Genomic DNA, 7,768 nt, shown 5'->3' on the forward strand with positions numbered 1-7,768 from the left:
CTAGCGTTGCTGTTAGGCAAGCAAACAGGCTTACCTGAAGAAGCGTTACGAGCTATAGGTATAGGCGCCTTATTGCATGATGTTGGTAAACTAAGCTTTCATCCCTCTATGCTACGCAATCAGCATCGTAATAAGTTTGAAGAAGCCGTTTATCGCACGCATTGTCAAACGGGCTACGATGCTGCAGTTAAAGCTAATAGCTTATCGCCTGCCATGTTAGCTGTGATTTTACAACACCATGAGCGCATGGATGGGAGTGGCTTTCCGGATCGATTAAAAGGCGACGAAATACCTTTTGCGGCGCGTATGGTTGCGATAGCTAACCGTTTTGATAATTTAACCAATCCTCTCGACTATTTAAAAGCCATGTCGCCTTCAGAAGCCTTATCGTTTATGTGGGCGAAAGAAAATAAAATTTACGATAGCAAATTACTACAATTATTTATTAAGGCTATGGGCGTTTATCCGCCAGGTTCAGTTGTTATGTTGTCGGATAATCGCGTAGCGGCGGTGGTATCGTCAGCGCCTACAGCGCATCCATTAAGCCCGCAAGTACTCATCTACGAGCCTGAAATTCCTAGACGACAAGCGCTTATTATTGATTTAGCTGAAGAAACGTCTATTAAAATCGAACGCCCATTACGTTTAAGTGAGCGTCCTGATGAGGAGCTTGATTACTTATTACCTAGACGAAAAATTAGCTGGTTTTTTGTCGAGGGAGAATAAAGCTGGCGTTATGGGATAACGCCAGCTAGTTGACTTACAGTACCAGGTCGGTATCCACTAAGCTATCGACACCGATTAATGTGATGGAAAATTCACTATCACTGTCAGCATCGATACTGGCTGATAACTCATGTGTAGCCGGGTCAAAACGAAGTTGCCCGGTGGCATCGACACTATCAAAACTTGCAGCGCCAATAAAAGTAAAGGCTTCATTAATATCTAGCGTTGCGCTATTGGCATCTAATAATGATAAATCAATAATGTCTACGCCGCTGGTAAAATCATGGATAACCGCGTCATCGCATTTAAGCGTCGTAAAGACAAACACATCGGCGCCTAATCCACCGGTTAAATCATCTTTACCACCGTCGGCGTATAAATCATCGTCGCCGTCGCCGCCGTCTAAATCGTCTTTACCGGAACCACCGCTAAGCGTGTCATCGCCATTGCCGCCATTTAAATCGTCAGAACCATGACCGCCGTCTAAGTTATCATTATCGTCGTCACCGTATAAATCATCTTTACCGTTGCCACCGCTTAAATCATCTAAGCCTAAGCCACCAGTTAACGTATCATTGCCATTATCGCCATCCACGGTGTCATCGCCGTCACCGCCGTCTACCGCATCTTTACCGGAACCACCTGTGACTACATCATCGCCAGTGCCACCAAATACCGAATCATTGCCGTTGTCACCGTCAACATCATCGTCATCAGCACCACCGTCAAGATAATCGTCACCATTACCACCGCTTAGCGAATCATCTCCAGCATCGCCATATAAATCATCACTGCCGTGGCCGCCTGAGCCGTGGTCGTCACCATTACCGCCCGAAACGCTATCATCTCCAGCATCGCCTTCTATATCATCATTATCATCGCCACCGTCGATATGGTCATTGCCATGCCCACCTTTTACCGTGTCGCTGCCAATACCCCCAACAATATCATCGTCGTCGTGGCCGCCATGTAATTCGTCGTTATCATCAGTGCCTTGATCGTCTTCGTTGCCGCGTTTTTTTAATAATGTGCTCATGGTGTGCATCCTTATCGTTATTAGAGAATGGTTAAAACTACATTTTAATTAAAGCATTTGTTATGCCAGTTATTTAAGTGTTTGTTATTAAAATAGAAAAATAATTCTCTATATGGTGAGCCTGCAAAAAATGTCAGAAATAAAAAGAGTATCTACGTTTTGTGCAGGCTTAGTGAACTATTTAACACAGCTTGCTAATGGCGCTTGACTGACTTGTCTTTTCGTCTTTAAGCCTTCAAATTCGACGATAACCCAGCAAGGGACTTCGCTTGCCGATAACGCAATCGATTTAGACCAGCTTCCGCTAGCGCTAGGTGCGATTTTTTTAGGCGTGGTTACGACTACGCCTTTAGCACTGGTAATATTCAAATTTAATTTGGCTAATGCGGCGGATTTTTGCGTAGCAGTTAACCCCGATTTAAAGGCAAGGCTGCCTGAAATAACTAATGCGTTGTTTTTCCATTGCGCGCTTTGCAACAAAAAATTGCGTGATGTTTTTAGTCGTACCCGTTCTGGCTGGCCACACTTGAATAATGGCATTGACAGTATTGGAGGTTAAGTTGCGGCCTTTGCTGTTTTCTTGCACATACAGTTTTAACGGATAGGTTTTATTGGCTTGGGCAGCGGTAGGCGACCATTTAAAATCAACGGTAGGCAAATTATTTTTAGTATAAACCGACGATAATTTAAATCCGCTAGGTGCTGTACCATGTACATCAAATGTATCATCTTCGGCGTCGGTGACTTGCAAAGGAATCACTAACGGTGCTTCACCTACGGTAATATCCCATTTTGAGTTAATCGCGTGTAAAACGGGTTTAGTATTTTTAGTTTGCGCGTTAATAAAATCCCTAAGTCCTGCGATTTCGCCTTTGGGCGACGCAGCAGCCTCTAGTACGCCAGGCTTAAAACCACTGCCTAAGTTGTCAAAATGGCAGGCCGTGCATCCTGATGCGCCTGTTAATGCTGGAAATTCAGGGCGTGCGCTTGCGGTTAATGGCAGCGTCGTCAATAAAGCAGTTACCAATGTGCAGCTAAGAAATTTGTCCATGATAGTCCTCTGTAAAAGTTCAAAATGTGGACGTTAAACGCCATAAAACAACGGTAGCGCTTAGCGTTTAACCATAGATAGCAAACGGAATGCCAGCTTTTATTATTGCTATAACTTGATGTATTTTAAATAAAAAAAGCGAATAGGGGTGAGTTGCTGTGCAATTCTGCGAATGAGTACGCAAGATTTGTTAAAGCAAAATGCGTTGAACTAACAAWTTTTTGCGGGTAAGTAATTATCAATACTATTAGTTGCACAATGCTTTACAAGCATCGCTAAACAAACGTTTTTTACCTCGCTTAACTACGGCATCAGTTTTACAATGGAGCTATGCCTGTGCATAGCATGTTCAGGCTTTCACAACACACTTTTACGACTTCAAATATTTATGCCATTACTACGTTTAACCCATCTTTCTATTGCCTTTGGTAGCCATGCCTTGCTTAACGATGAAGAATTTCAGCTTGATCCAGGCGAACGCGTCGGCTTATTAGGGCGAAATGGTGAAGGTAAATCGACGTTAATGAAAATTATCGCCGGTGATATTACTGCCGATCATGGTGACTGCTGGCGGCAACCTGGCTTAAAGCTGGCTTGGTTAGAACAAGCGCCGGATTTAAGCCAATATGCAACTGTGTATGATGCGGTTGCCAGTGGTTTAGGTGAGTTGGGTCAATGGTTGGCGCGTTATGAGACTTTATCGCATCAACTGACCGAAGGTAACCCTAAAATATTAGCGGAATTAGGTGAGCTGCAACATCATTTAGAAGCACATCAAGGCTGGCATTTTCAACAACGGGTAGAAACCACCTTAAGCAAGTTGGGTTTGCCTGCTGATTTAAATATTGCGCAATTATCCGGTGGTTGGACGCGGCGTGTTGCGTTAGCCAAAGCTTTGGTGATTGAACCTGATGTGTTATTACTCGATGAGCCGACTAACCATTTAGATTTCACCAGTATTGCTTGGCTGGAAGAGCAACTGTTGAATTTTAACGGGGCCGTGCTGTTCGTGACCCACGATAGAGCTTTTTTGCAAAAGCTAGCCACGCGGATTGTCGATTTAGATAGAGGACAGTTAACTTCTTGGCCGGGCAGCTACGATGATTTTTGTACGCGTAAAGCCCTGGCATTACAAGATGAAGCCAATCAAAATGCTGAGTTTGATAAAAAACTGGCTGAAGAAGAAGTATGGATTCGCCAAGGGATTAAAGCCAGACGTACGCGTAACGAAGGTCGAGTCAGAGCATTAGAAAAATTACGCCGAGAACGTGCAAGACGACGTGAAACTCAGGGTACAGCAAGCGTTATGCTGAATAAAGGCGAAGCGTCGGGTAAAAAAAGTCATTGAAGCTAAACACGTAAGCTTCTCGTATGGCGACAGACTTATCATCAAAAACTTTTCCGGCTTGATTCAGCGTGGTGACAAAATTGGCCTAATCGGAGCAAACGGTGCCGGTAAATCAACGTTATTAAAACTGTTATTAGCGCACACACCTCCGACGCAAGGCGAAATCGAGCTAGGCACTAAGCTGGAAATCGCGTATTTCGACCAATTGCGTGAGCAATTAGACCTTGATGCAACGGTTGCTGATACTGTGGCGAATGGTAGCGATTTTATTGAGATTGCTGGCGTAAAAAAACACGTTATGTCGTATTTAGGGGATTTCTTATTTGCGCCTGCTAGAGCACGCTCGCCGGTGCGTAGCTTATCAGGTGGAGAAAAAAATCGGTTAATGCTCGCCAAGCTTTTCACTAAACCCGCTAATCTATTGGTCATGGACGAGCCTACTAATGACTTAGATTTGGAAACACTGGAGTTGTTAGAAGAAAAACTAATCAATTACGACGGTACGTTGCTATTAGTCAGTCATGATAGAGCCTTTTTAGATAACGTAGTGACTAGCGTGTTGGTATTAGATGGTTCTGGATTGGTACAAGAATTCATCGGTGGCTATAGCGATTGGTTGGAATACAGTGCTAAGCAAGATAAAGCGCTAACACCTGACAACAAAAAAACTGAAACCGTTAAACCCACTACCGATAAGCCAGTTAAAGCCATAGCAAAGAAAAAATTAAGCTATAAAGAGCAGCAAGAATTGGCGCAGTTGCCGACGTTAATCGAGCAATTAGAAACCAAACAAGCAGCGCTAAATGCATTAATTAACTCAGCCGATTTTTATAAGCAAATGTCTAGTGATAGTCAAAAAGTAGCGGAAACAATGGATGGTTTAAAACAGGTTGAAGCTGAATTAAATGCGGCATATCAACGCTGGGAAGCGCTAGATGCGTTAAGTGTTTAGTTTGAAATAATAGGGTTTCCTCGCTCCAGCGTCACTGCCCACAGTGAAGCCATTTTGGGTACAAGTATTTAAACCAGTGCAAGGTAAGCCTTGCGCTCCGATTGTGTTTACACTGAGCCGAGCATACTTTCTCAAAAAAGACAAAAGGTTTAATAGTCAAGATATTTTATTTGGTTTTTGTCAGTGCATTCTCAAAAATGTGATAAATTTCAAAAAAATCTTGTGGTGGTTAGGCTCTGAATGTCAAAATCTTTTCATCCAATGACAATAACATTGATTAATAAAGGGGTGGGAAGATGAAACGCTATATGAAAATAACCGGTGTGATTGCTTTAAGTCTGGTCTCCGTACCGGTTTGGGCTACGCTAAAAGAAGATATTGCCAAAGCCTATATACAAGCGATTACCGCAGGCTCGGGTGCTAAGCAAGCCGGTAAGGTTGATTTTGACGCCTTAGGGTGCTCACCGGCGACGGTGTTTGCTGATGATGCATGTCAAAAGCTGGTGTTTAAAGGCAAAGATGGTAAAGCGGTGTTAATGGAGTCGATTACGGCGGCTAATATAGCGACGCTAGTGCCGTTAGAGGATTTACGCCGGGTTTATGGCAATTTGCATGATACAACTTTTGATAATGTGCGGTTGCTATTTAAGTTATTAAGCGAGCGCGACAGCTCTTGGTTCCCTGAATACGATGGTGATGGTAAGGCTAAAGCCATTTTACAAGCACAACTGGAAGCAACGGGAGCCGGTGGCATGTATGGCACGTTTAACTGGCCTTTTGATGCTACAAGTCCCGAACAAGCCAAAATCACATCGGCGGGCGTAGATTTTACGATTAAAACGCTGCCTTCAGCGAAAGATACCTATGCTAATGACTTTGTATTGTATTACTGGGCTTTGCAAACAAATTTTAGCGATATGGCGTATCCGGATGGTTTTGCTTATCCCCAACCTGCCGATAAAGCGCCTGATGCATGTAAAAATACCACCACTGCATGGGGACATGTGGGGTTGCAATATTTTCCTAAAAGCAGTGAAAAAACGCCAAGCGAATTGGGGCGGCGGCGGTGATGGTTCGGGCATAGATGATTACGGTTGTGGCGGTAGTGATGTTAGCGCTGTAGCATGGAAAGCCAATACGCCGTATGAATATAGAGTGACCCGTGGCGCTAGGCTTGGGCCAAAATTATGGGAATGGAGTGGTGAAATCTTTAAGAAAAATGGCCCTGAACTAGTCTATCGCTATAAAATTTATGGCGGTGAGTACATTACGTTTGCGACGACATGGGCAGAGCTTATCGGCGTTAGCTGTACGGATCCAAAACTTATCACGCAATGGGGTAATCCTTGGTTAGCAAATAATAGCGGTAAATTTCGCATAGGGCATATTTCGCTGGAGTATGGCAATGATGCATGTTTTCGCTCGCAAGAATTTATCGCGAATTCCTGCAAAGCTAAATGGACGCAGCATCAAGGGGCGATTAGACCTGTAAGCCAAGCTGGAGCTAATTTGCTACGCAATAATAATGGCTTAGAGTTAGTGGAAGAGTATTGCGAGCGTAAACCGGATTCAACCGAGGTGGCGATAGCTAAAGCCTATGTGCAAGCGATTGCGGGCGGCAGTGGCGCAAAACGCGTATCAGGAGCGATTGATTTTGCTGCGTTAGGCTGTACGCCCGCTACTGTTTGGGATGACGATAAATGCCAAAAGCTAGTATTTAACGGTAAAGATGGAAAAACGCTTTTGATGGAAGCGATTACGGCGGCAAGCAATGGCGACTGGCAAACATCAAATATTAAATCAATCATTCCTGAAGAGACTCTGCGAAGCATTATGACCGATGGTAGTAATGCGTTGGCGCTGGAGTTGTTCGGTTATTTAAGCACACAGAGTGATGGTTGGTATGACTATTTAGACGGGACGGATAAAGCTAAAGATGTGTTGCGGCAGTATATGGATTCGTTGAAGTGATACAGCATATAAAATTTGCTTCATCGGGTGGGGCAGGGCATTCACAGCGCAGGACGTCGTGAATACATCCCTGTCGGTTTGGCGGCAGTATCACTGCTGTCAATACTTGCACGGTGAATATCCTGTCCCTACTAACTAGAGAAAGTGTATACTCTGAACGGTCAAGTTTTCGGTATCTTGTGTTGCCGGGTGCGCTGTGCGCACCTTTTTTCATTGATTTTTAATGATAACTTATAAAGTGCGCACAGCGCACCCTAAAAAACGAAAACTTAACCGTTTAAAGTATATAAGGCCGCAAGATGAGTTAAGTGCTTAAGGCTTTTCCTAAATACCCAGCATAGCCGCACCATAACGAGTAGTAAGGAACGCATCGGGGCAGCCAAAGGTATTGGCTATCGCGTCATTTTTTGCCGATTGCTTGGGCTCGGATGCCCAAAACAAGCTTTCGCAAAAATAGCGACTCCCTTGTGGCTTTTACCTAACTAAACAATGAAATATTAACTTTTCGGTTTTTTGGTAGATATGTTGCATTGCAACGTATCTAAGGCACTCCAACCTGATATGAACAAAACCAMAAAAAAGTTTAAAAAGATTAGTATTAGACCTTTGGTGGGCCGTAATAACCTTTTTTTTCATTAGCTGTTTCTATTAATGCTGTTGCTCCTGCAAGTACATGCTCATGTA

The 7,768-nt window shown here is 43.8% G+C and carries 6 protein-coding genes and 1 pseudogene; 4 read left to right on the forward strand and 3 right to left on the reverse strand.

Going from position 1 to position 7,768, the window contains the following annotated elements:
- A partial coding sequence (locus VZ94_RS19295) for an HD-GYP domain-containing protein (RefSeq protein WP_045780485.1) occupies window positions 1–726 on the forward strand: 726 nt, incomplete at its 5' end.
- A gap of 34 nt (window positions 727–760) precedes the next feature.
- On the opposite strand, the gene VZ94_RS19300 is transcribed toward VZ94_RS19295, so the two are convergent.
- The 3 genes from VZ94_RS19300 to VZ94_RS19310 form a co-directional block, all read right to left on the reverse strand.
- Window positions 761–1,762, reverse strand: a complete 1,002-nt coding sequence (locus VZ94_RS19300) for a calcium-binding protein (RefSeq protein WP_052700761.1) — start codon at window positions 1,760–1,762, stop codon at window positions 761–763.
- A gap of 177 nt (window positions 1,763–1,939) precedes the next feature.
- Window positions 1,940–2,242 (reverse strand): hypothetical protein, encoded by a 303-nt coding sequence (locus tag VZ94_RS19305; protein ID WP_131655651.1) that lies wholly within the window; start codon window positions 2,240–2,242, stop codon window positions 1,940–1,942.
- Window positions 2,181–2,813, reverse strand: coding sequence for a hypothetical protein (locus VZ94_RS19310; protein ID WP_045780487.1), 633 nt, complete (start codon window positions 2,811–2,813; stop codon window positions 2,181–2,183). The genes VZ94_RS19305 and VZ94_RS19310 overlap by 62 nt, the downstream gene beginning before the upstream one ends.
- A gap of 388 nt (window positions 2,814–3,201) precedes the next feature.
- Here VZ94_RS19310 and VZ94_RS19315 point away from each other — a divergent pair.
- The 3 genes and pseudogenes from VZ94_RS19315 to VZ94_RS19325 all read left to right on the forward strand — a co-directional run bounded on the left by VZ94_RS19315 (window position 3,202) and on the right by VZ94_RS19325 (window position 7,084).
- Window positions 3,202–5,113: pseudogene (locus VZ94_RS19315) on the forward strand (ATP-binding cassette domain-containing protein).
- A 308-nt stretch (window positions 5,114–5,421) separates the two neighbouring features.
- The gene (locus VZ94_RS19320) at window positions 5,422–6,183 is read left to right on the forward strand and encodes a hypothetical protein (protein ID WP_204369214.1); all 762 of its coding nucleotides are present in this window, start codon (window positions 5,422–5,424) and stop codon (window positions 6,181–6,183) included.
- A complete protein-coding gene (locus VZ94_RS19325; protein WP_045780489.1) occupies window positions 6,146–7,084 on the forward strand; it encodes a hypothetical protein in 939 nt (312 codons plus the stop codon). The genes VZ94_RS19320 and VZ94_RS19325 overlap by 38 nt, the downstream gene beginning before the upstream one ends.
- The last annotated feature ends 684 nt before the right edge of the window (window positions 7,085–7,768 follow it).

The sequence above is a fragment of the Methylocucumis oryzae genome (assembly GCF_000963695.1).
GTDB classification, from domain to species: Bacteria; Pseudomonadota; Gammaproteobacteria; order Methylococcales; family Methylomonadaceae; genus Methylovulum; species Methylovulum oryzae.

Bases quoted from the DNA above. Each gene is read 5' to 3' on its own strand.
- VZ94_RS19300 (WP_052700761.1), bottom strand. From the start codon at position 1,762: ATGAGCACATTATTAAAAAAACGCGGCAACGAAGACGATCAAGGCACT.
- VZ94_RS19310 (WP_045780487.1), bottom strand. From the start codon at position 2,813: ATGGACAAATTTCTTAGCTGCACATTGGTAACTGCTTTATTGACGACG.
- VZ94_RS19320 (WP_204369214.1), top strand. From the start codon at position 5,422: ATGAAAATAACCGGTGTGATTGCTTTAAGTCTGGTCTCCGTACCGGTT.